Here is a 20,124-nt window from a genome sequence, read left to right as displayed (position 1 = left end):
GCACCGCAGCTTCCGAACATGGATCAGGACCTCTTCACCGTGGCCGCCGAAGGCGGTGGCGACGATGACACCGAACTCGACCTGGGCACCTATGCCCAGCGCGCCTACCTCGAATACGCCCTCAGCGTCGTCAAGGGCCGGGCGCTGCCCGACGTCTGCGACGGCCAGAAGCCGGTGCAGCGCCGTATCCTGTACTCGATGTCCCGCATGGGCCTGGGCTTCAATGGCGCGGCGGGAGCCAAGCCGGTCAAGAGCGCCCGCGTGGTCGGTGACGTGCTCGGCCGCTTCCACCCGCACGGCGACCAGGCCGCCTACGACGCGCTGGTGCGCATGGCGCAGGATTTCTCGCAGCGCTACCCGCTGATCGACGGCCAGGGCAACTTCGGCAGCCGCGACGGCGACGGCGCCGCTGCCATGCGCTACACCGAGGCGCGGCTGGCCCGCATCACCGGCTTGCTGCTGGACGAGATCGACGAAGGCACGGTCGACTTCATCCCCAACTACGACGGCAGCACCCAGGAGCCCACCCAGCTGCCCGCGCGCCTGCCCTTCGCACTGCTCAACGGCGCCAGCGGCATCGCCGTGGGACTGGCCACCGAGATCCCCAGCCACAACCTGCGCGAAGTGGCCGATGCCTGCGTCGCCCTGATCAAGGACCCCAAGCTGGCCGACGAGGCCCTGCTGGCGCTGCTGCCCGGCCCCGACTATCCCGGCGGCGGCCAGGTGATCAGCGCCGCCGGCGACATCGCCGAGGCCTACCGCACCGGCCGCGGCTCGCTGAAGGTGCGGGCGCGCTGGAAGATCGAGGAGCTCGCGCGCGGCCAGTGGCAGCTGGTGGTGCACGAGCTGCCGCCCGGCGTGAGCGCGCAGCGCGTGCTCGAGGAAATCGAGGAACTCACCAACCCCAAGGTCAAGGCCGGCAAGAAGGCGCTGACCCAGGACCAGATGCAGCTCAAGCAGGCGGTGCTGTCGGTGCTGGACACGGTGCGCGACGAGAGCAGCAAGGACGCGCCGGTGCGCATCGTGTTCGAGCCCAAGACCAGCCGCATCGAGCAGGCCGAGCTCATCACCACGTTGCTGGCCCAGACCAGCCTGGAGACCTCGGCGCCGATCAACCTCACCATGGTCGGCCTGGACGGCAAGCCGGTGCAGAAGTCGCTGCGCCAGATGCTCACCGAGTGGATCGCCTTCCGCCAGCGCACGGTGGAGCGGCGCTCGCGGCACCGCCTGGACAAGGTGCTCGACCGTATCCACATCCTCGAGGGCCGGCAGATCGTCCTGCTGAACATCGACGAGGTGATCGCCATCATCCGCGCCAGCGACGAGCCCAAGCAGGCGCTGATCGACCGCTTCTCGCTCAGCGAGCGGCAGGCCGAGGACATCCTCGAGATCCGCCTGCGGCAACTGGCGCGGCTCGAAGCCATCCGCATCGAGCAGGAGCTGGCGCAGCTGCGCGAAGAGCAGAAGAAGCTCGAGGAGATCCTGGGCAGCCCTGCCGCGCTGCGGCGCCTGATGGTCAAGGAGATCGAAGCCGACGCCAAGCTGTTCGCCGATGCGCGCCGCACGCTGATCCAGGCCGAGCGCCGGGCGGTGACCGAGGTGCGGGTGCTCGACGAGCCGGTGACGGTGGTCGTCTCGCAAAAGGGCTGGCTGCGCGCCCGCCAGGGTCACGGCCACGAGCCGGGGAGCTTCTCGTTCAAGTCGGGCGACGGTTTGTACGACACCTTCGAATGCCGCACGATCGACACCTTGCTGGCCTTCGGCAGCAACGGTCGCATCTATTCGATTCCGGTGGCCACGCTGCCGGGCGCGCGCGGCGACGGGCAGCCGGTCACCAGCTACATCGACCTGGAGACCGGCACGCATGTCGTGCACTACTTCGCCGGAGCGCCGGGCGCCTGGCTGCTGCTGTCCAACTCGGGCGGCTACGGCTTCCTGGCGACGGTGGAGAACATGATGTCGCGCCAGCGCGGCGGAAAGTCCTTCATCAGCTGCGGGCCGGGCGAGAGCATCTGCCGTCCTTCGGCGGCGAACGTGCCGCCACCTGGCGGGGGTACCGCCGCCAACGGCTACCACCTGCCGGCCACGCACGTGTGCTGCGCCTCCACGGGCGGCCGCATCCTGACCTTCGAGATCGGCGAACTCAAGGCGCAGGCCAACGGCGGGCGTGGGCTGCTGCTGATCGACCTGGACGCCAAGGACACGCTGGCGGGTGCGGCGGCCTACACCCGCAGCGTTCGCATCCGCGGCATCGGCCGCGGTGGCAAGGAGCGTGACGAGGTGCTGGAGATCCGTTCATTGAACAACGCCAAGGCCGGCCGTGGCCGCAAGGGCAAGGCCGCCGACCTGGGCTTCAAGCCGGCGTCGATCGAACGGGTGGAGTGACGGCACTCAGGGTGAGCGAACGGGCGATCCCTCGTTCGGCCCCCCTTGCTCGGGCTCGGCGTTCGCCACGCGCGCCTGCGCTTCCCGCTCCTGCGCCTTGACTTCCTGCACCACGGCTTCACGGTCGGACCGTCGGCGCGCGGCTTTCTCCTGCGGTGACGAGCGCGAGCCATGGTCATTGGCGTAGGCCTTGGTGAACTCGGCTCCGAACAGGAAGATGAGAGAGGCGTAGTACACCCACGCCAGCAGCACCACCAACGCGCCAGCGGCCTGGAAGGTCTCGGTCACGCCGCTGCGGCCCAGGTACAGGCTGATCGCGAACTTGCCCAGCTCGAACAGGACGGCGGTCACCAGGCTGCCGACCCACACGTCTTTCAAAGCAATGGGCGTGCTGGGCAAGACCTTGAAGATCATCGCGAACAGCACGGTGAAGATGCCCAGCGACACCAGTGCGTTGATGGTCCACAGCAGCTTCTCCCAGCCCGGCAACAGGCCGCCGGCCCAGCTGTTGAGGGCGGCCACCCCGGCGCTCACGACCAGCGAGACCATCATCAGGAAGGCCACGCCGACGATCAGCCCGAAGGACAGCAGCCGCGCGCGCACGATGCCCCAGATGCCCGCCGGCTTCTCGCGCTCGGGCACCTTCCAGATGCGGTCCAGCGAGCTTTGCAGTTCCGCGAACACGGTGGTCGCGCCCACCAGCAGCACGACGAAGCCGATCGCGGCCGCTAGCCCGCTGGATCCGCTTTCGTTGGTGCGGGCCAGCAGCACCTGCACGAACTCCGCGCCCTGCCGGCCCACCAGGTCGTCGATCTGGCTCACGATCTCGCCCTGCACGGCCTCGCGCCCGAACAGCGCGCCGGCCACCGCGATCACGATCAGCAGCAGCGGCGCCAGCGAAAAAACGGTGTAGTAGGAGATCGCCGCGCTCATGCTGAACGCGTAGTCATTGCTCCACTCGGTGGCCGCTTTCGTGAACAGTCGCAACACGCGCCGGGGGGTCAGCATGTGCAGCAATTTACGCTGCGCCGCGCCGGCGGTGGGCTACTCGCAACAGTCCTGTAACGCCAGCGCGACCGGCGGACGGGCACGGCAGAATGCCACCCCTCGACGTCCAACCTCATCACTGACCGCGTCCATGCCCTTGTTCAAGAACCTCATCGCCTATCGCATCGCACCCGAATGGACGGCTCCGCCGCTCGATCAGCTCGAAGCGGAGATGCAGCGCCTGGCTTTCCAGCCCTGCGGCGCCACCCAGGAGTTGTCGGTCGGCTGGCTGCCCCCGCGCGGCGAGGACCACGGCGCGATGGTGGAGAACGTGGGCGGCCACTGGATCATGCAGCTGGGGATCGAGCGCAAGGCGGTCCCTGGCGGCGCGGTGCGCCAGGAGCTGGAGGCCCGCTGCAAGGCCATCGAGGCCAGCCAGGGCCGCAAGCCGGGGCGCAAGGAAAAGGCCGAGCTGAAGGAGGAGATCATCCACACCTTCCTGCCGCGCGCCTTCAGCAAGCGTTCGTCGCACCGCATCTGGGTCGACGTCGAGCGCGGCCTGTTGCTGGTGGGGGCGGGCAGCACCCGAGCCGCCGAGGCGGTGCTCAAGCCGCTGGGCGACCTGATGGCCGACCTGCGGCATGTGCTGTCGCTGTCGCTCCTGTCGACCGCCACCTCGCCGGCCGTCGCGATGGCGCACTGGCTCACCAGCCGCGAGGCGCCGGCCGGCTTCACGGTCGATCGCGACCTCGAGTTGAAGAACACCGGCGAGGAGCGCTCGGTCGTGCGTTACGCCCGCCACACGCTGGAGCTCGATGAGATCGGGCAGCACATTCAGGAGGGCAAGCTGCCGACCCAGCTGGCCATGACCTGGGAGGGCAAGGTCTCCTTCGTGCTCACCGAGGCGCTGGTGCTCAAGAAGATCGAGCTGATCGACGTGGACAAGAACCTGGGCAAGGACAACGGGTTCGATGCCGACGCCACCATCGCCACGGCGGAGCTGTCCGAGCTGCTGCCGCAGTTGTTGCTGGCGCTGGGCGGCGAGCAGGCCTTCGGGGTGCCGTCCGCGCCTGCACCGGGCGCGGTGACGCCGAGCGAGGAGACGGCCGACGCCGACTTCTGAAGCCGCGCACCCGCCGGGGTCACGGCGGAGGTGCCGGCTCGAGCGTTCACAATCTCCGTCTTTCGCGCCTCTCGAGAACGCCATGCCTCTTTCCTTCGCCTCCCGGCTCGACAAGGTCGAGACCTCCGCCATCCGTGAACTGTTCAAGCTGCTGGGCAAGCCCGGCATCATCAGCTTTGCCGGCGGTTTTCCCGATGCCGCGATGTTCGACGTGCAGGGGCTGCGCGAGGCGAGCCAGCAGGCCCTGGCCGAGCAGCCGGGCGCGGCGCTGCAATACGGCGCGACCGAAGGCTTCGATCCGCTGCGCGAGGAGCTGGCGGCGTTCATGCGCGCCAAGGGCGTGGCCGGTGTCGATGCCCAGGGACTGATCGTCACCACCGGCAGCCAGCAGGCGCTGGACCTGCTGGGCAAGACGCTGGTGGACCCGGGCGACCGCGTCATCGTCGAAGGCCCCACCTTCCTGGCCACGATCCAGTGCTTCCGGCTGTACGGGGCCGACGTGGTCAGCGCTCCCATCGATGGGGATGGCGTGCAGGTGGATCGGCTGGAGCAGCTGGTGATCGAGCAGCGGCCCAAGTTCATCTACCTGATCCCCACCTTCGGCAATCCCAGCGGTGCCTTGCTGAGCCTGGAGCGCCGCCGCCGCGTCCTGGAGCTGGCCGTGAAGCACCAGGTGGCGGTGGTGGAGGACGACCCCTATGGCGACCTGTACTTCGGCGCGGCTCCGCCTCCCAGCCTGCTGGCGCTGTCCAGCGAGGTGCCCGGCAGCCGCGAACTCCTCGCCCACTGCGGCAGCCTGAGCAAGGTGCTCAGCCCCGGCCTGCGGGTGGGCTGGCTGGTGGCGCCGCCAGAGCTGTTGTCGCGCGCGACCATGTGCAAGCAGTTCAGTGATGCCCATACCAGCACCTTCGCCCAGGCCACTGCCGCGCAGTACCTGAGGTCAGGCCGCATGCCGGCGACGCTGGCGACCGTGCGCCAGGTCTACGCCCGCCGTGCCGCGGCCATGGGCGCGGCCCTGCAGCGCGAGCTGGGCGACGCCATCAGCTTCACCCAGCCGCAGGGCGGCCTGTTTTTCTGGGCCCGGCTCACCGGCGCCGGTGGCCGGTTGCGCGATGCCGGCGAGTTCGCCCGTCGCGCGGTGGAGCAAGGCGTGGCCTTCGTGCCGGGTGCGCCGTTCTTCGCGACCGAACCCGACCAGTCGTCCTTCCGCCTGAGCTTTGCCACGGCCGACGAGGACAAGATCGAGGAAGGCGTGCGCCGCCTGGCGCGTGCGCTCGACTGAAGCTTTTCAGTTCTCCATGATGCTGCGCATCACCCGCGATGCATGAAAGCAGACCCTGCGATCGCAGGCCACCGCGGAACCGGCTTGGCCGGGCCGCTGGTGGCGCCCCTAGAGGGGAGGCGCCGAAGGCGCTTCGGGGTGGATCAGCTTTTCACCCAGGTGAAGACCCGCACCGGCGGGACGTTCACCATCTCCCATTCCTTGACCGGCTCACCCAGGTGCGGCGTGAGAAAGCCCGCGACGTGCGCGCGCACCTGGTAGGCTACGAAGCGGCCGCCGGGGCGCAGCACCTGCGCGATCAGCGTGGCGATGCGCTCGGACACCTCGCGCGGCATGGTCGAGAACGGAATGCCCGACACGATCGCATCGGGCGCGGGCAGCCGGCGCGACTGGAGCAACTCGGCGAGCCGCTCGGCGCTGGCCAGCTCGAGCGTCACGCGCGGATCGTGCAGGGTGCGGCTGAGGTGTTCATGGAAGCGCTCGTCCAGTTCGATGGCGAGCAACCTGCCCGAACCGGGCAGGGCTTTCAACAGCGCGGCCGTGGTGCCGCCGGTGCCGGGGCCGAGTTCGACCACGCAGCGCGCCTCGGCGACGCGGGCGTTGCGCACCAGGCGCTGTTCCAGCCGCGATGAACTCGGCACCACCGATCCGACCTGGGCCGGGTTCCGAACGAATCCCTTGAGGAACTCGGCGCTTCCGCGCAGAGGGGACATGGGAATCGCTCTGGCTCCGACACGGGCTTGGGCACCGGTACGGGCACCTGGATGTTCATTCATGGGCATGGATGAGGATTTTTGGGTGATGTGGTCGATTCTGGGGTGGGCCCCTGGAGCCGGAGTGTCGGACACTTTCGCCTCACCCGGTGTGGGGGCTTGCCTGAACGTTCGCAGGACGCCCGCCGGTCCCTGCGCAAGAAGGCCCGGTGATCGGGCGGTGGCTGGGCCACCACCCGATCACCGGGCCAGGTCAGCGGGCGCCTTCAGGACGACGCCCTTGTGCCGGTGAATTTACTGGACCGTGAAGTCACCCGTGGACGATTGCACGACCCAGCGGCCACCCGTGTAGACCAGGGTGAGGCTCTCGCCGGTGTTGCCGACGATGCCGCCGGTCGAACCCACCGTGGTGCCGGACAGGCTCAGCTGCAGCTGGCTCGGGCCCGCGGCCAGGTTCTGGCCGACCACCATCGCATTGCCGTAGTCGGAGACCGCGGCGAAGCGGGTGTTGCCCGTGATGCCGGCGACCGGTGCGAAGGCTCCACCGGCCGTCCGGAGCACGACGCCCGAGTTGGTCGAGATGGCGATATCGCTGCCGTCGGCCGAGACGCTGATGTGGTTCACATCCGCGACACCGGGCACGGCGGTGAATGCGCCACCGGCGGTCGAGATTGCCGTGACGCCACCTTCTTCGCCGACCACGATGGTCTGGCCGTCAGCCGACATGGCAACCCGGTACCAGTCGCCGCTGGCCGACAGGCCCGCGACCTGTGTCCAGGTGGCACCGGCGTTGTCGGAGCGGTAGACGCCGTTGCTCTTGGAAACGGCGACCAGGATCTGGCCGTTGGCGGAGCTGTCGATGCCCTGCCAGGTGGCGCCGGCAGGCAGGCCACTGGCGCCGGCCGGGGCAGCGAAGTTGGCGCCGCTGTCGGACGACAGCACCAGCGCGCCGTCGATGGAGACGGCGGCCATGAGCGTGCCGTCCGCGGACGTCGTCGCTCCCAGGTAGATCGGGCCCGCGCTGCCTGTAGCCACACTCCAGGTCTGGCCGGCGTTGTGGCTCACATGGATACCGGCGTTGGCCGCGACCGCGATCATGTGCTGGCCATCGGGGGAGACGTCCACCGCGGACCAGGCCGTGCCGCCCGCGATCGGGTTGACCCCGGCGTCCCAGGTCGCGCCGCCATCGCGCGACACACGCAGTTCGCCGTTGCCGAGACCACCACCGCCTCCAGCGTCGTTCACGAACTGGTTGGACACCGCCAGGATCACCTGCCCGTTGGCCGAGGTGTCGCCGTACCACCAGCGAGCGGTCGGGCTTGCCGCGATGGCGGTCAGGGCCGAGCCGAGCGTGCGATCACCGACCAGGCCGGTGGTGTCGATGAACTGGCCGGCGTTCTGCACGACACGCCAGTCGTTCGCACCCTGGGCGGTGATGCTCACGGTGTTCCCTTCGGCCGGGGCGGCCGGCAGGATCAGGTCCACCGTGCCCGGCGAAGTGGCGGCGACGATGTAGGAGCCGTTGGCTTCCATCTGCTGCGACAGCGTGGTGACGGTGGTCACGCCCGGAGCGGGCGCGGGGGCGGGAGCCGGTGCGGGTGCGGGTGCGGGGGCTGGCCCTGGGGCAGGAGCCGGTCCGGGCGCAGGAGCCGGGGCCGGGGCCGGCGGGTCGATCTGCACGACGTCGTCGCCGCCGCCACCACCGCAGGCGGTCAGCACGGCCGCAGTGGACAGGACGAGGAGTGGATGACGGAACAGTCGCGTGACATCTGCCAGCGTCTTCTTCGGCAGGGTTGCTTCAATGGCGGCTTGAACCGGCGAGGGGTTGATCGGGATGGGCATGTGGTCGGTCTCCAGGGTTGCGATCGGTTGATCCGTGTTGCGGACCGTCACCATGCTGCCGAGCCAACCCGCGTGATGCCCTTCACGAGAAGAGCATGCGGGTGTAGGAAAACCGGCCGTGCTCGGATCAGCCTGTGCCCACTGCGCGACCGTGGTTCTGTAACGGCTCGGCGCTGTGCTTGATGTGCCCGGCAATGGCGCTAAATTGCCTGGCATGGACGACCTCACCCACGTCGTATGCCCCCACTGCCAGACCCTCAACCGCGTGCGCACGGCGCAGCTCGGCAGCGCCCCGGATTGCGGCCGTTGCAAGCAGGCCCTCTTCACCGCGCGTCCCGTGGAGCTCGACGCGCAGGGCTTCGATCGCACGACCGGGCGAGGTGAGTTGCCGGTACTCGTTGATTTCTGGGCTCCGTGGTGCGGACCGTGCCGCGCGATGGCCCCGGCTTATGAGCAGGCCGCTGGCCTGCTGGAGCCGCAGGTGCGCGTGGCCAAGGTCAACACCGAAGACCAGCCGGAGCTGGCCGGTCGCTTCAATATCCGGAGCATTCCGACCCTGGCCCTGTTCGTCGGCGGCCGCGAAGTCGCGCGGCAGCCGGGTGCGTTGACGCGCGCGGGCGACATCGTGGCCTGGACTCGGGCCCAGCTGCCCGCGAGGGCCTAGCCAGCGACGGCAGCCCAGCCATAATTCCTCGCATGAGCCTGCTCAAACGCCTCTTCGGTGACAAGCCCGCGCCGCCGCCGCCCTCGGTGTCCCGGTTCGAGGACAGCGAGGAGTCCTCCACCAACTCACGCAGCGTCCCGCGGCGCGAGGTGGTCCACGTGGTGCTGCGCGACACCATGCGGCGGCACGGCATTCCCACCGAGTGGATCGAGTGCCGCACGCTCAGCCTGGTGCAGTCGAGCCGCAGCACCGGCACTTATGTGACCTTCATCGTGCGGGGCGGGCAGGACCGCCTGCTGGCCTACGTGCCGGCCTTCCAGGCGAGTTTCAAGCAGGCGCTCGAGCGCTTCGATCCGCGTTCGACGGACTGGCTGCGCGGCGTGGCCTGGCAGTTCGAATGCGATGAGCCGTCCGGCCAGGTGGCCATGCCCGATGCCGCGGCGTGGCGCGAAGGACAAGGCGGCGCGCCGGTGGCCGCGACCGGCATCGCCGCCGCGACCACGACGCTCGCCGCGGTGGCAGCCGAAGGGGACCTGGGCACCGCGGCAGACGACGACGACCTGGCCTCGGACCTGAAGGCGCTGTTCGCAATCCGCGACGCGGCGCTCAGTGACAGGAAAAGCTCCGAAGACGACTTCAAGCCCACCGAGACGGGCGGCCTCTGATCGGGCCCTGCCTCGAGCGGGGTCATCACGGCTTGGGGATGCGCAGGGTCTTGCTGATCATCAGGCTGCCCGACAGCGCGAACAGCAGCGCCAGGGGATGAAGCTGCCAGCCCAGCTGCCAGGTGCCCCCCCAGATCTGCTCGCCGATCCGGCCCTGCCAGGCCAGCAGGGCCAGCAGCGCCGTCAGCACGACGCTGGTCGGGATGGGAGTGCCCTCGAAGTGGCTCACCTTGGCCGCGCCGGCGCTCAGGCTTTCGGCCGTGACGTTGTAGCGCGCCAGGCGGCTCACCCCGCAGCAGACGAAGTAGATCAGCGCCACGACATCCCAGCCGCCGCGCAAGCCCGCCGCGAAGCCCAAGGCAGCCGGCAGCACGCCGAAGGAAATGATGTCGGCCAGCGAATCGAGTTCGCGGCCCAGCGGCGAGTGCTGCTGGCGCGCGCGCGCGATGCGCCCGTCCAGCACGTCCAGCACCAGCGCCGCCGGTGCCAGCGCGGCCGCGACCAGGAAGTGCGAGAGCTGGCCACTGGCCATGTAGCTCAGCGCGAGCAGCACGGCGCCCATGCCGCAAGCGGCGTTCCCCAACGTGAAGAAGTCCGCCAGGTGGAACTCGCGCAGCATCGAGAAGTGCCGCGGGTGAGTCGGGCGCGGTTGCGACGGTTCGGGTGCGGACGGGCCGGAAGATGCCATGCGACGACCATAGGCACGCGCCGTCGCGCCCGAGGTCGGAGGCGGGCCGGCCATGCTGTCGTCCCGCGCCGACGCGCGCCGCCGCCAGCACGGGCCGTTGCTATAGTGCGCGCCCAATGAGCGAACCCTTTGGACACGAGCGGCGCCAGCTGCTGCGGCTGGCCGCCGCGATGGCTGCGGGCAGCTGGCTGCCGCGCGGCGCGCATGCAAGTCCCGGCTGGGGCTTCGATCCCTTCGGCATCGGCGTGGCCAGCGGCGCGCCCAGGCCCGATTCGGTGGTGTTGTGGACCCGCCTGCTGGCACCGGGCTGGTTCGATTCGATCGGCGAAGACCCGGTGCCGGTGCGTTGGGAAGTGGCGCATGACGAAGCCTTCAGCCGCGTCGCCCGGCGCGGCAGTACGCTGGCCATGCCGGCGCTGGCCCACAGCGTCCACGCCGAGGTCGCGGGGCTGGAGCCGGACCGGTGGTACTTCTATCGCTTCATCGCCGGGGGTCAGGTGAGCACCGTCGGGCGCACCCGCACGCTGCCAGCGCCGGGGGCGCCGGTGAACCGGCTGCGCCTGGCGTATGCGTCGTGCCAGCGCTGGGACCACGGCTACTACGGCGCCTACCGCCACATGCGCGAGGAACAGCCCGACCTGGTGCTGTTCCTGGGCGACTACATCTACGAATACCCCACGGCCTTCGGTGCGGTGCGCAGCCACCCCAGCGTGACCGTGGTGCGCACGCTGGCCGAATACCGCGAACGCCACGCACTCCACCGCAGTGACGCGGCGCTGCAGGCCATGCACGCGAGTTGTCCCTGGCTGCTGACCTGGGACGATCACGAGGTGCAGAACGATTACGCAGGGCTCATTCCCGGCGACTCGCGGCCGCTGGGCTTCAACCAGGTGCAGGAGTTCATGGTCCGCCGAAACGCGGCCTACCAGGCCTGGTACGAGCACATGCCGGTGCGTGTCTCGACGCTGTCGCGTGCCAGTTCAGGTGCGCTCGAAGTGCAGGTACACGGCCGCTGGCGCTTCGGTGCACTGGCCGACCTGGTGCTGCTGGATGGACGGCAGTGGCGTGACGTGCAGGCCTGCCGCAGCAGCCACGGGGCAGGCAGCCTCATCGATCCCGGCTCCTGCGCGGCGCTGCACGACCCCTCGCGCACCCTGCTGGGCGCCGCGCAGGAGCAGTGGGTGGACGCCACGCTGGCCGACGCCAAGGGCCTGTGGACCGTGGTGGGCCAGCAGGGCTTGTTCGGCAAGCGCGACAACCTGCCGGGCCCCGGCGAACGGCTTTACAACGACGGCTGGGATGGCTATCCGGCGGCACGCGGCCGCATGCTCGACGGACTGCGCCGACACGCCGTGTCCAACCCGGTGTTCCTGGGCGGAGACGTGCACGAGAACTGGGTCGGCCACATCAAGGCCGACTACGAACGTCCCGACAGCGCGAACGTCGGGGTCGAGTTCTGCGGCACCAGCATCACCTCTCGCGCGCGCGGCGCCGACCGCGTGGCCCAGCGGCTGGCCGAGAACCCGCACTTCGTGTTTGCCGACGGGTATCGCCGGGGCTACGGCGTATGCGACTTCACGCCGGGAGGGCTCACCACGCGCCTGCGGGTGGTGAGCGACGTGACCCGGCCCGACACCGGCATCGAAACGCTGGCCGCGTTCGGCGTCCGTCCGGGCGAGCCGCGCATCGAGCGGCTGTGATGGGCACGACGGGTCGTTGAGACGCAATAGTGCGGATTTCGGTGAACCGCGGCGGGGTTGCCGTCACCGATGAGCGCCGCGGCCGCCATCGCGCTCCGCTTGCCACCTTTCAACCCACCCGACGCCTTTCCATGTTCTGTTGCCGAAGCACCGCTGGTGCACCCTCCTTGCCCCGCTCCATCGGGGATTTGCAAGGCACCTTCCAGATCTCCGGCGTCACGCCCAATGATGGTGACCTTCGGGTGCACGCGGGCGGTCGCAACGCCCACGTCAACACCCGCAACCGCGCCGGCGAGAAGCGCTCGCGCACTGAGCATCGCGCCTTTGCCTACGAAATGGTTCGAAGTGCCCTGCAGCTCAGCGTGCAGGCGCGGGTGCCTTCGGTAAGCGATGACGCCACGCGTGCCGGCGTTCTCGCGGACCGAATCCTTGGCCACCTGGACTGCACGAACCCGGCGGCGGGGATCCGCGTGCGCGATGTCCGGCGACTCCATGAGTGGGAGGAGAGCAGCTTCAAGGCGTTCCTGCCTCGCGCCACACAGGCGAGCCTCGATCAGGTGCTCCGCCACTACGCCTCCTGGTCCGTCTTCAAGGAAGGCACCCACAGGAGAGAATTGCTCGAGCAACTGATCGCCCACGTCGCGCAGCACCGGCCTGATGAGTTGCGGGTGCCGCTTGCGCCCAGCTCGCCCAACCTCCTGAACCAGGCGGTGTGGCACCTCAGGCTCATGGGCGCCGAATCCGTGCCCTGGCTGCTCGAGCGGTACGACCTGAAGTGAAGCGCACCCTGCCAGGCAGGGGTGACGCACCGGGTCCAAGAGCAGCATCCGCAGCAGCGGCCCCCCGCGCCGCCGCTTCAGGGGCGCACCACCTCCAGCAGCCGGTCCAGCCCGCCTTGTTCGATGGACACCATGGCCTGCTCGCGCACCTTGGGCTTGGCGTGGTAGGCCACCGACAGGCCGGCGGCGCCCATCATGGGCAGGTCGTTGGCGCCGTCGCCCACGGCGATGGCCCGGCTCGGCGGAATGCCCAGCTGCTCGCAGGTGGCCAGCAGCATGCGGCGCTTCTCGGCGCCGTCGCAGATGTCGCCCCAGTCCTGGTCCACCAGGCGGCCGGTCAGTCCGCCGTCCTGGATCTCCAGCACGTTGGAGCGGACGAAGTCGATGCCCAGGCGGTCGCGCACGCGGTCGGTGAAGAAGGTGAAGCCGCCCGAAACCAGCAGCGTCTTCAGGCCGGCGGCCTTGCAGGCGTCCACCAGCGCGGTGGCGCCGGGGTTGAGCTGCAGGCGCTGGGTGAACACGTGGTGCAGGTGCTCCTCCTGCACGCCCTTCAGCAGCGCCACGCGCCGGCGCAGGCTGTCCTTGAAGTCGGCGATTTCGCCGCGCATGGCCGCTTCGGTGATGGCCGCCACTTCGGCTTTGCGGCCGGCCGCATCGGCGATCTCGTCCACGCACTCGATGTTGATGAGGGTGGAGTCCATGTCGAAGGCGATGAGGCCGAAGTCGCGCAGCGACAGCGGCGGCGTGAAGCCACGGACCACGAGGCCGGGGCTGAACGTGCGGGGGTCTTGGGTGCTCATGGAGGGTGATTCTCCCTCGCCAGGCTGACCGGTCCGGTGAAGGCCGGACCGGTCGACGGGCAGGCTGAAACTTTGTGGCGATGCGGGTTACGAAGTGGCCGGCCCGGCCCTCCGGTCCGGCGTTTCCATCACCGTACAAGCCAGGCTTTATGCAAGTTTCGTCCCTCCCTCCCATGCAGCAATTCGCGTCTGCATACGGCATCACCTCCGCAACCAGCGGTTCGCTGGTCTTGTCTCGGCAGCCGTCGGGTTGCTTCAGCAAAGGGGGGCCGCGTCTCGTCCAGGCCGGCCAGGCTCGCGGTGCCGCCGATGCGGCGCATGAATTCCAGAAAGAGTTGTGGAACAGCCTGCGTGAGGTCGGACGGCGGGACACGATCCAAACCCCGGCTTTGGTCGAACGGGTGGTCCAGCCTTTGAAGAACCGTGAGGTGCCCGTCGTTCTCGTGCAGCGCCTGGTCGACGCCGAGAAGACAAACTACGCCGGACTCACCGAAATGTGGTCGCTCGCAAGATATCTGTCGGACGGACGACTGCCGGTGCCCGTGAACGTCGAGGCTCCGGTTCCCGCCCTCGAGAGGGCCCGCGATTCCAAAGACGTGTGCCTGGCGCAACCGGCCTCCAACGCGAAATCGCCAGCTGCCGCTGCTGCGAGGTTACCGACCCAGATGGTGACGCGTACGCTGGCGGACGGGCCTCGGCAGGCGACACCCGGCGCACCCCATTTATCGCGTGCGGCAGTTGCAAGCGACTCAGGTCCGGTCCGCATCCACTCACCCGACATCGCGAAGCTGGACGCGCTCAAGGACCCCCCGGTCGTCGTCCATACGCCGCCTCGAGCGGCAGCTGCCGCAGCATCCGCCGCGCCCGGCTCCGCGAAGACTCCGGCATTCGCTCCTCGCGACGGCAAGCAGGCCGCAGGCAAGCCGGATATCACGCCGGCCAGGGCCGAGCTTGAAGCGGGTTACAGGGGACGGCACTCAGCACTGCAGGCCAACCGAGCGAAGCAAGCCGCGGTCAGCAGCTTTCTCAGCCTGGTGGAACACCGGGTGGGGGCGCTGGACACGCTCAGTCCTGAGCAGCGCACATCCAAGTTGGACGTGGCAGTCCGGCAACTTGCGATGACCCCGGAAGCTGCGCTGGAAGATTCGGCGCAGGTCTATCACCTCTTCCAGCTTCATTTCGGCAGCGGCTCGCGGGGCTGACTTCAGGTAGAAGCCGGCGCCTCGCACAACGCCTTGAGCCGCGCCAGGGCGGCCGGCCACAGGCGCTGCATCATCTCTTCGTACTTGGCCGGCACGTCGGTGGTGATGCTCACCCGGGTGCCGGCACCCTCATCGGTGAAGTCATAGGTCTCGAAGGCGCCGGCCCAGTCGCGGACGGCTTCGCTTTCGGTGTCGTCCACGCCTGCCGCCACGCCGCCCAGGTGCCGGATGGCGATGCGCTCGAACGTTCGATGTTCGGCGATCTCGGAGACCACGCCGTTGCCGTTCGGATCGAGGAAGCGGATGGTGCGGCCCTGTTCCCAGGAGCCTTCGTAGTACGAGCCTTCGCAGAAGGCGCGCGTCCATTCACGGTAGGAGTCGGGGGCCAGCATGGCGCGCCACACCCGCCGGCGTGGGGCTTCGATGACGATGGAAAACCGCAGGGTCTGGGGCATGGGGCCTCCGGGTAGAACGGCCGCATGCTACGCCGGGTTGGCTGCCTTGGGCTCCGCCCGCGGCAGCGCCTGGATGAAGTAGGACGCCGGTCGAAGAACCGGCCCACCGGTCTTGTTGGCGACAGCCCAGGCGGCGGCCTCTTCACGGACCCCCTGGCGCAGCAAGTTCACGGGCACACCTTGCGTGCAGTCTTGACCAAAGCGGTTGACGATCTTCCATCAGGTCGCCCACCCGTGCGTCCGGGTGCCGTGAACAGCAGCACGAAACTTTCTAGAAGGCAGGGTTACGAAGCGCCCGGCCCGGCTCTTCAGTTGGTGGCCCCGTTCACCTTCGATTGAAAGCGCTCATGCAAGCTTCGTCCCCCCATCCCATGCAGCAGTTTGCTTCGGCATACGGCATCACTCCTTCAACCAACCCGTCGCTGGTCCTGGCTTGTCAATCGCCTGGTTGCTGCAGAAGGGGGCAGGCTCGTCTCGTGCAGTCCGGCCGGGCAGCCGAGGCGGCCAGCAATGCAAAGCATGAGTTCCAGGGAGCCTTGGGGACGAGCTTGCGGCAGGTGGGAATCCTGGACAGCATCGAGGCGCCAGCATTGCGCGACCGGGTGGTCGGGATTCTGAGCGGTGAAGTGCCGGTCAGGATCGTTCAGCGCCTGGTGGCAGCAGAGGCAGCCGGGTACGCCGGTCTCCTGAAGGAGCCGGCCCTCGAGGAGTATGTCAAGAGCGGTCGGGTTGCGAGGCGGCCCGTCGACTCGAAAGGGGCGGCTCAACCGCACGTGGCACCCGCTTCGGTATCCCAGTCGCCGGCGGTGAGATCACCCGCGAAATCGCCTGGCCGCATGCCGCCAAAGACTCCCAGGAAGGCGGTGCGTTTTCATTGCACACCGGAGAAGCTGGCGGCGCTTTCTGCACCCGACAGGTCGCCCCATGAGCTCAAGGCTGCTGCGACCCCCCAGACTTCCAACAATCCGATTGCGGTGGGTTTGCTCGATAAGTTGGTGATCGACCATATCCAGCGCTGCGGTCCGTTGGACGAGAGCGGGAAGGCGCGATGGGAACACGCTCGCCACCACCTCGGATCGCTCGCGCCGCAACCCGATATGCAGCAGTTGGCCCAACACACTTTCACGGCCAACTTCGCTCCTGATGCCGCACCGGCCGCGACCGCCGCGTCATCCCTGATGGACGAATGAAGCTTCCAGCGAACCGGGATGGGGCTCATCAACCAGAGGCTCTCGCGATACGGCTCGGGTTCGAGGATGGCGCCATACTTGGCGGCGCGCGCTAACGCGGTGGTGCCGGCGCCGGCGCCTTTCGACGCGTACACCCTCAACTGAGATGCGCCTTGAATGCCCGTGCTGGCCAGCCCCCTGATCAGGCGGTGGCTTCCGGTTCCGCCACCTTCGGCTGCCCCAGCGAGCGCAGCACGTCACGCACCATCTGCACCCGCTCGCGCGGCTCCTTGAGTTCCTTCTCGATGCGCAGCTTCTCGTTGCCGGCCAGCTTGATGTGCCGGTTCTTCTGCACCAGCTCGATGATGCGCAGCGGGTCCACCGGCGGGTTGGGCTTGAAGGTGATGTGGATCACGCCGGGGGCCGCGTCCACCTTGACCACGCCGTAAGGTCGCGCCAGCACGCGCAGCCGGTGCACGTCGATCAGGTTCTGCGCTTGCGGTGGCAGCTTGCCGAAGCGGTCGACGATCTCTTCGAGCAGGCCGTCGATCTGGTCGGGCGTCCTGGCCGTGGCGAGCTTCTTGTAGAACGACAGGCGCAGGTGCACGTCGCCGCAGTAGTCCTCGGGCAGCAGGGCGGGTGCGTGCAGGTTGATCTCGGTGGTGACCGACAGCGGCGCGAGCAGGTCGGGCTCTTTCCCGGCCTTGAGGCTGCGCACCGCCTCGGCCAGCATCTCGTTGTAAAGCTGGAAGCCCACCTCCAGCATGTTGCCGCTCTGGTTTTCGCCCAGCACCTCGCCCGCGCCGCGGATCTCCAGGTCGTGCATGGCCAGGTAGAAGCCCGAGCCGAGTTCCTCCATCTGCTGGATCGCGTCGAGTCGCTGCGCGGCCTGCTTGGTGAGGCTTTCCACGTCGGGCACCAGCAGGTAGGCGTAGGCCTGGTGATGGCTGCGGCCCACGCGGCCGCGCAACTGGTGCAACTGCGCCAGGCCGAACTTGTCGGCGCGGCTCATCACGATGGTGTTGGCCGTGGGCACGTCGATGCCGGTCTCGATGATGGTGGAGCACAGCAGCACGTTGAAGCGCTGGGCCACGAAGTCGCGCATCACGCGTTCCAGCTCACGCTCGGGCATCTGGCCGTGTGCCACCGCAATGCGCGCCTCGGGCAGCAACTGCTGCAGGCGCTCGCGCCGGTTCGCGATGGTCTCGACCTCGTTGTGCAGGAAGTAGACCTGGCCGCCTCGCTTGAGCTCGCGCAGCACGGCCTCGCGGATGATGCCGTTGCTCTCGCTGCGCACGAAGGTCTTGATGGCCAGGCGCCGCTGCGGCGCGGTGGCGATCACCGACAGGTCGCGCAGGCCTTCGAGCGCCATGCCCAGCGTGCGCGGAATGGGCGTGGCGGTGAGGGTGAGCACGTCCACCTCGGCGCGCAGCGCCTTCATCTGCTCCTTGTGGCGCACGCCGAAGCGGTGCTCCTCGTCGATGATGAGAAGGCCCAGGTTCTTGAACTTGATGGACCCGGACAAGAGCTTGTGCGTGCCCACCACGATGTCCACGCTGCCATCGGCCAGGCCCTTGGCCGCCGCGGTGATCTCCTTCTGCGATCGGAAGCGGCTCATCTCGGCGATCTTCACCGGCCATTTCGAAAAACGATCCACCAGGGTCTGGTAGTGCTGTTCGGCCAGCAGCGTGGTGGGCGCGAGGAAGGCCACCTGCTTGCCGCCGGTGACGGCCACGAAGGCGGCGCGCAGGGCGACCTCGGTCTTGCCGAAGCCCACGTCGCCGCAGACCAGGCGATCCATGGGCTGGGGCGACACCATGTCCTGGATCACGGCGTGGATGGCGGCGTTCTGGTCGGCGGTTTCCTCGAAGCCGAAGTCGTTGGCGAAGGCCTCGTAGTCTTGCGCCGAGAAGCGGAAGGCGTGGCCTTCGCGGGCGGCGCGGCGGGCGTAGATGTTGAGCAACTCGGCCGCGGTGTCGCGCACCTGCTCGGCGGCCTTGCGCCGGGCCTTGTCCCACTGGCCCGAGCCCAGCTTGTGCAGCGGGGCCTCGTCGGCCGAGACGCCGGTGTAGCGGCTGATCTGGTGCAACTGGCTCACCGGCACGTAGAGCGTGGCCTTGTCGGCGTACTCCAGGTGCAGCATCTCGGTGTTGCCCTGGCCCAGGTCCATGTGGATCAGGCCGCGGTAGCGGCCGATGCCGTGCTGCGCATGCACCACCGGGTCACCGATATTCAGCTCGGACAGGTCCTTGATCAACGCCTCGACGTCGCTCACCTGTTCCTGCTTGCGGCGCCTGCGCACGGTGGCGCCAGCGGCGAAAAGCTCGGTCTCGGTGACGAAGTCGATCGCCGGCTCGGTCCAGCCGAAGCCCTGCGTGAGAGGCGCGGTGGCGATGCCCAGCGGCTCGTCGCTGGCCTCGAACTCCGCCAGCGAGTCGAAGGCGGGCGGCGAGACCTGGCTGGCGCGCAGGAAGTCCAGCAGGCTCTCGCGGCGGCCATCGGATTCGGCCAGCACCAGCACGCGGTGACGGCCGGCCTGCAGGTGCTGCTTGAGCCGGGCCAGCGGCTCCTCGGCGCCACGGGCCACGGAGAGGTCGGGAAGCGGGGCGAACTCCGGGTGCGCGGTGAGGTCGCCCTCGGCCCGTGATCCGGCCTTCAGGCCCAGCTGCGGATAGTCGTTGGCGCGCGAGTAGAACTGCTCGGACGACAGGAACAGCGATTCGGGCGGCAGCACCGGCCGCTCCGGATCGCCCTGCATCAACCGGTAGCGGTCGCGCGTGTCCTGCCAGAAACGCTGGAACGAAGGCTCCAGGTCGCCGTGCAGCACCATCGTGGCCGACTCACCCAGGTAGTCGAACACCGTGGCCGTGTCCTCGAAGAACAGGGGCAGGTAGTACTCGATGCCGGCGGTGGCGACGCCGTTGCCGATGTCCTTGTAGATGCGGCTCTTGGTCGGATCACCTTCGAGCAGTTCGCGCCAGCGGCTGCGAAAGCGCGCCCGCGCGGCATCGTCCATCGGGAACTCGCGGCCGGGCAGCAGGCGCACCTCGGGCACGGGGTACAGGCTGCGCTGGGTGTCGGGGTCGAAGGTGCGGATGGAGTCGATCTCGTCGTCGAACAGGTCGACCCGATAGGGCACCGGCGATCCCATGGGGAACAGGTCGATCAGACCGCCGCGCACCGCGTACTCGCCAGGCCCCACCACCTGCGTGACGTGGCTGTAGCCGGCCAGCGTGAGCTGCGCCTTGAGCTTGGCTTCTTCCAGCTTCTGCCGCACCGCGAAGTGGAAGGTGTAGCCGGCCAGGAAGGAGGGCGGCGCTAGGCGGTACAGCGCGGTGGTGGCCGGCACGACCACCACGTCGGCCTCGCCTTCGGAGATGCGCCAGAGCGTGGCCAGCCGTTCGCTGATCAGGTCCTGGTGGGGCGAGAACGTGTCGTAGGGGAGCGTCTCCCAATCCGGGAAGAGGCAGCAGCGCAGATCCGGCGCGAAGAAGGCCATCTCGTCGAGCAGGCGCTGGGCGTCGGTCGCTTCGCCGGTGACGACGGCCACCCGGCGGCCCGCGGCCTTTTCGCGCTCGGACAGCCGGGCCAGCAGCAGGGCATCGGCCGAACCGATGGGACGGGGCAGGGTGAAGCGCTTGCCGGGAGTGAGCTTGGGAAGGTCCATGGT

17 protein-coding genes are annotated in these 20,124 nt (G+C 68.7%); 9 read left to right on the top strand and 8 right to left on the bottom strand.

Translation table 11 applies throughout. The annotated features are described in order from the left end of the window. Window positions 1-18 precede the first annotated feature (18 nt). Window positions 19-2,385, top strand: a complete 2,367-nt coding sequence (gene parC / locus JI739_RS03870; protein WP_201682505.1) for a DNA topoisomerase IV subunit A — start codon at window positions 19-21, stop codon at window positions 2,383-2,385. Window positions 2,386-2,391: 6 nt separating this feature from the next. On the opposite strand, the gene JI739_RS03865 is transcribed toward parC, so the two are convergent. Then, window positions 2,392-3,393: a YihY/virulence factor BrkB family protein gene (locus tag JI739_RS03865; protein WP_201682504.1), complete on the bottom strand. Its 1,002-nt coding sequence runs from the start codon at window positions 3,391-3,393 to the stop codon at window positions 2,392-2,394. Window positions 3,394-3,523: 130 nt separating this feature from the next. On the opposite strand from JI739_RS03865, the gene JI739_RS03860 reads away from it, so the two are divergent. Both JI739_RS03860 and JI739_RS03855 read left to right on the top strand, forming a co-directional pair. Continuing rightward, on the top strand, window positions 3,524-4,495 hold the full coding sequence (locus JI739_RS03860) for a recombination-associated protein RdgC (protein WP_201682503.1): 972 nt from the start codon (window positions 3,524-3,526) through the stop codon (window positions 4,493-4,495). Between the two features lie 82 nt (window positions 4,496-4,577). Continuing rightward, entirely contained in the window at window positions 4,578-5,777 is a 1,200-nt protein-coding gene (locus JI739_RS03855; RefSeq protein WP_201682502.1) for an aminotransferase-like domain-containing protein, read from the top strand. 143 nt (window positions 5,778-5,920) lie between these two features. Here the strand turns inward: JI739_RS03855 and JI739_RS03850 are convergent, their stop codons facing one another. Both JI739_RS03850 and JI739_RS24770 read right to left on the bottom strand, forming a co-directional pair. Next, entirely contained in the window at window positions 5,921-6,490 is a 570-nt protein-coding gene (locus JI739_RS03850; protein WP_236589048.1) for a class I SAM-dependent methyltransferase, read from the bottom strand. 294 nt (window positions 6,491-6,784) lie between these two features. Next, entirely contained in the window at window positions 6,785-8,332 is a 1,548-nt protein-coding gene (locus JI739_RS24770; protein ID WP_290428767.1) for a beta propeller repeat protein, read from the bottom strand. A gap of 214 nt (window positions 8,333-8,546) precedes the next feature. Between JI739_RS24770 and trxC the strand changes: the two genes are divergently transcribed. Both trxC and JI739_RS03835 read left to right on the top strand, forming a co-directional pair. Beyond that, the gene (trxC, locus tag JI739_RS03840) at window positions 8,547-8,996 is read left to right on the top strand and encodes a thioredoxin TrxC (protein WP_201682501.1); all 450 of its coding nucleotides are present in this window, start codon (window positions 8,547-8,549) and stop codon (window positions 8,994-8,996) included. 32 nt (window positions 8,997-9,028) lie between these two features. Continuing rightward, entirely contained in the window at window positions 9,029-9,661 is a 633-nt protein-coding gene (locus JI739_RS03835) for a hypothetical protein (protein WP_201682500.1), read from the top strand. A gap of 25 nt (window positions 9,662-9,686) precedes the next feature. Here the strand turns inward: JI739_RS03835 and JI739_RS03830 are convergent, their stop codons facing one another. After that, on the bottom strand, window positions 9,687-10,349 hold the full coding sequence (locus tag JI739_RS03830; RefSeq protein ID WP_236589047.1) for a CDP-alcohol phosphatidyltransferase family protein: 663 nt from the start codon (window positions 10,347-10,349) through the stop codon (window positions 9,687-9,689). Between the two features lie 116 nt (window positions 10,350-10,465). Between JI739_RS03830 and JI739_RS03825 the strand changes: the two genes are divergently transcribed. After that, window positions 10,466-12,049 carry an alkaline phosphatase D family protein gene (locus JI739_RS03825; protein WP_201682499.1) on the top strand — a complete coding sequence of 528 codons (1,584 nt, stop codon included), beginning with the start codon at window positions 10,466-10,468 and terminating at the stop codon, window positions 12,047-12,049. A 29-nt stretch (window positions 12,050-12,078) separates the two neighbouring features. Beyond that, window positions 12,079-12,828 carry a hypothetical protein gene (locus JI739_RS03820; RefSeq protein ID WP_201682498.1) on the top strand — a complete coding sequence of 250 codons (750 nt, stop codon included), beginning with the start codon at window positions 12,079-12,081 and terminating at the stop codon, window positions 12,826-12,828. 77 nt (window positions 12,829-12,905) lie between these two features. Here the strand turns inward: JI739_RS03820 and serB are convergent, their stop codons facing one another. After that, a complete protein-coding gene (gene serB / locus JI739_RS03815) occupies window positions 12,906-13,628 on the bottom strand; it encodes a phosphoserine phosphatase SerB (protein ID WP_201682497.1) in 723 nt (240 codons plus the stop codon). Between the two features lie 173 nt (window positions 13,629-13,801). Here serB and JI739_RS03810 point away from each other — a divergent pair, with 173 nt between their 5' ends. Further along, window positions 13,802-14,830: a hypothetical protein gene (locus JI739_RS03810; RefSeq protein ID WP_201682496.1), complete on the top strand. Its 1,029-nt coding sequence runs from the start codon at window positions 13,802-13,804 to the stop codon at window positions 14,828-14,830. A 2-nt stretch (window positions 14,831-14,832) separates the two neighbouring features. Here JI739_RS03810 and JI739_RS03805 read toward each other — a convergent pair whose 3' ends face one another. Together JI739_RS03805 and JI739_RS03800 are read right to left on the bottom strand one after the other, a co-directional pair. Then, entirely contained in the window at window positions 14,833-15,285 is a 453-nt protein-coding gene (locus JI739_RS03805; RefSeq protein WP_201682495.1) for an SRPBCC family protein, read from the bottom strand. 27 nt (window positions 15,286-15,312) lie between these two features. After that, window positions 15,313-15,456, bottom strand: coding sequence for a hypothetical protein (locus JI739_RS03800; protein WP_201682494.1), 144 nt, complete (start codon window positions 15,454-15,456; stop codon window positions 15,313-15,315). Between the two features lie 200 nt (window positions 15,457-15,656). Here JI739_RS03800 and JI739_RS03795 point away from each other — a divergent pair, with 200 nt between their 5' ends. Beyond that, window positions 15,657-16,475 (top strand): hypothetical protein, encoded by an 819-nt coding sequence (locus tag JI739_RS03795; protein WP_236589046.1) that lies wholly within the window; start codon window positions 15,657-15,659, stop codon window positions 16,473-16,475. Between the two features lie 181 nt (window positions 16,476-16,656). Here the strand turns inward: JI739_RS03795 and mfd are convergent, their stop codons facing one another. Further along, window positions 16,657-20,121 carry a transcription-repair coupling factor gene (gene mfd, locus JI739_RS03790; protein WP_201682492.1) on the bottom strand — a complete coding sequence of 1,155 codons (3,465 nt, stop codon included), beginning with the start codon at window positions 20,119-20,121 and terminating at the stop codon, window positions 16,657-16,659. Window positions 20,122-20,124 lie beyond the last annotated feature (3 nt).

This window comes from Ramlibacter aurantiacus (assembly GCF_016722895.1).
Lineage (GTDB): Bacteria > Pseudomonadota > Gammaproteobacteria > Burkholderiales > Burkholderiaceae_C > Ramlibacter > Ramlibacter aurantiacus.
Note: the sequence above shows the minus strand (reverse complement) of the source record. Positions and strands in the feature narration are given on the sequence as shown.

What these genes read in the sequence shown, in the direction of transcription:
- parC (WP_201682505.1), top strand. Translation starts at nt 19, where the DNA reads ATGGATCAGGACCTCTTCACCGTGGCCGCCGAAGGCGGTGGCGACGAT.
- JI739_RS03865 (WP_201682504.1), bottom strand. Translation starts at nt 3,393, where the DNA reads ATGCTGACCCCCCGGCGCGTGTTGCGACTGTTCACGAAAGCGGCCACC.
- JI739_RS03860 (WP_201682503.1), top strand. Translation starts at nt 3,524, where the DNA reads ATGCCCTTGTTCAAGAACCTCATCGCCTATCGCATCGCACCCGAATGG.
- JI739_RS03855 (WP_201682502.1), top strand. Translation starts at nt 4,578, where the DNA reads ATGCCTCTTTCCTTCGCCTCCCGGCTCGACAAGGTCGAGACCTCCGCC.
- JI739_RS03850 (WP_236589048.1), bottom strand. Translation starts at nt 6,490, where the DNA reads ATGTCCCCTCTGCGCGGAAGCGCCGAGTTCCTCAAGGGATTCGTTCGG.
- JI739_RS24770 (WP_290428767.1), bottom strand. Translation starts at nt 8,332, where the DNA reads ATGCCCATCCCGATCAACCCCTCGCCGGTTCAAGCCGCCATTGAAGCA.
- trxC (WP_201682501.1), top strand. Translation starts at nt 8,547, where the DNA reads ATGGACGACCTCACCCACGTCGTATGCCCCCACTGCCAGACCCTCAAC.
- JI739_RS03835 (WP_201682500.1), top strand. Translation starts at nt 9,029, where the DNA reads ATGAGCCTGCTCAAACGCCTCTTCGGTGACAAGCCCGCGCCGCCGCCG.
- JI739_RS03830 (WP_236589047.1), bottom strand. Translation starts at nt 10,349, where the DNA reads ATGGCATCTTCCGGCCCGTCCGCACCCGAACCGTCGCAACCGCGCCCG.
- JI739_RS03825 (WP_201682499.1), top strand. Translation starts at nt 10,466, where the DNA reads ATGAGCGAACCCTTTGGACACGAGCGGCGCCAGCTGCTGCGGCTGGCC.
- serB (WP_201682497.1), bottom strand. Translation starts at nt 13,628, where the DNA reads ATGAGCACCCAAGACCCCCGCACGTTCAGCCCCGGCCTCGTGGTCCGT.
- JI739_RS03810 (WP_201682496.1), top strand. Translation starts at nt 13,802, where the DNA reads ATGCAGCAATTCGCGTCTGCATACGGCATCACCTCCGCAACCAGCGGT.
- JI739_RS03805 (WP_201682495.1), bottom strand. Translation starts at nt 15,285, where the DNA reads ATGCCCCAGACCCTGCGGTTTTCCATCGTCATCGAAGCCCCACGCCGG.
- JI739_RS03795 (WP_236589046.1), top strand. Translation starts at nt 15,657, where the DNA reads ATGCAGCAGTTTGCTTCGGCATACGGCATCACTCCTTCAACCAACCCG.
- mfd (WP_201682492.1), bottom strand. Translation starts at nt 20,121, where the DNA reads ATGGACCTTCCCAAGCTCACTCCCGGCAAGCGCTTCACCCTGCCCCGT.